General features: G+C 68.5%; 1 protein-coding gene. It reads left to right on the top strand.

Features of this window, described 5'->3' with window-relative positions; all coding sequences use genetic code 11:
* Positions 1-87: 87 nt before the first annotated feature.
* The coding region (locus ACYVLT_RS40320) for an IS1182 family transposase (RefSeq protein ID WP_461125423.1) at positions 88-1,699 on the top strand (1,612 nt) is incomplete at its 3' end.

The following is a 1,699-nucleotide window of genomic DNA, read 5'->3' as shown; positions in this document are numbered from 1 at the left end:
CGGTGGATGATGATCTACTGAGGCCGGCGCCGGTTCGGTCGCGGGAGGGATCAGGTGATGTCGGTCCAGCCTCGCCCGTGGCCGGAGGTGCCCGAGCAGACCGTGGTGGTGGCCAGGGCGGCGTTCCCGAAGGGGACGCTGGCGATGCGGGTCCGGGACGAGTTACCAGGGCTGTTCGCCGACGGGCAGTTCGTGTCGGCGTTCGGCGTGCGTGGCAGACCGGGGATCTCACCGGGGCAGTTGGCACTGATTACGGTGCTGCAGTTCGCTGAGAACCTGACCGACCGGCAGGCCGCCGACGCGGTGCGGGCCCGGATCGACTGGAAGTACGCACTCGGGCTGGAGCTGACCGATCCGGGGTTCGACCACACCGTGTTGACCGGTTTCCGGCAACGGCTGATCGACCACGGACTGGAAGAGAAGGTGCTCGACCTGTTGCTGGCCCGGTGCTCGCAACTCGGGCTGGTCAAACCGCGAGGACGACAGCGGACCGACTCCACGCACGTACTGGCCGCGGTGCGGTCGGCCAACCGGCTTGAGTTTCTCGCCGAGACCTTGCGCGCGGCCCTGGAAGCACTGGCCGCGTCCGCGCCGGACTGGCTGACCGCCCGGATCGACGCGGACTGGGTGCGAATGTACGGCGCCCGGATGGACACCTACCGGCTGCCGCAGGGGCAGGCCGAGCGCGCCGCGGCGGCCACCCGGGTCGGTGTCGACGGATTCCGACTGCTGGGGAACGTCCATGCCGCGGACACGCCCGCGTGGCTACGGGAGATCCCGGCCGTGACCGTGCTGCGGGCCGTGTGGATCACGCAGTACCACCGCACGATCACCCACGACGGTGAGGAGGTGTCCTGGCGGGAGGAGAAAGACCTTCCGCCCAGCAGAGAGCGCCTCTGCACCCCATATGACACCGACGCCCGTTACGCGACCAAACGCGGATCCGGTTGGGAGGGCTATAAAATCCATCTCACCGAGACCTGCGACGACGTCACGGCCACGGGATCGCCGCACCTGGTTACCAACGTGGTCACCACCGACGCGACCGTCACCGACGTGGAAGTGCTCGAAGAGATCCACGCCGATCTCGACCGCCGCGATCTGTTGCCCGATGAGCACGTCGTGGACGCGGGTTACACCTCTGCCGACCTGATGATCGGTGCCCGACGCGAGTACGGGATCACCCTGCTCGGTCCGCTGCGGGTCGACAACTCCGCACAGACCCGGACCGGTGACGGTTTCGGCCGCGCCGCGTTCACCATCGACTGGGACCGGCGCCGGGTCGTCTGTCCGCAAGGGGTGCGGAACACGATCTGGTCGGAGTGCTCCGAACGCGGACGGGACTCGGTCGTGGTCCGTTTTCCCTTGACCGCCTGCCAACCATGCCCGGTGCGTCCACAATGCACACGCTCGACCCGGTCCGGACGCCAGCTGATGCTGCGCGCTCGAGATGTCCACGAGGCGGTCGAGCAGGCTCGGACCGAGCAGGCGACCGACGAGTGGAAACAGCGCTACGCGATCCGGGCCGGAGTCGAGGGCACCATCCACCAGGCGGTCGCCGTCACCGGCGTCCGCCGCAACCGCTACCTCGGACTGCCCAAGACGCGCCTCGCCCACGTCTTCGCCGCCACCGCCCTCAACCTGATCCGCCTGGACGCATGGTGGAACGGCCCATCACCCACTCAGCGAAGCTCCAGCC

The sequence above is a fragment of the Saccharothrix stipae genome (assembly GCF_054781895.1).
The sequence above is the reverse complement of the archived record's forward strand: the minus strand, read 5'-3'. Positions and strand labels throughout refer to the sequence as shown.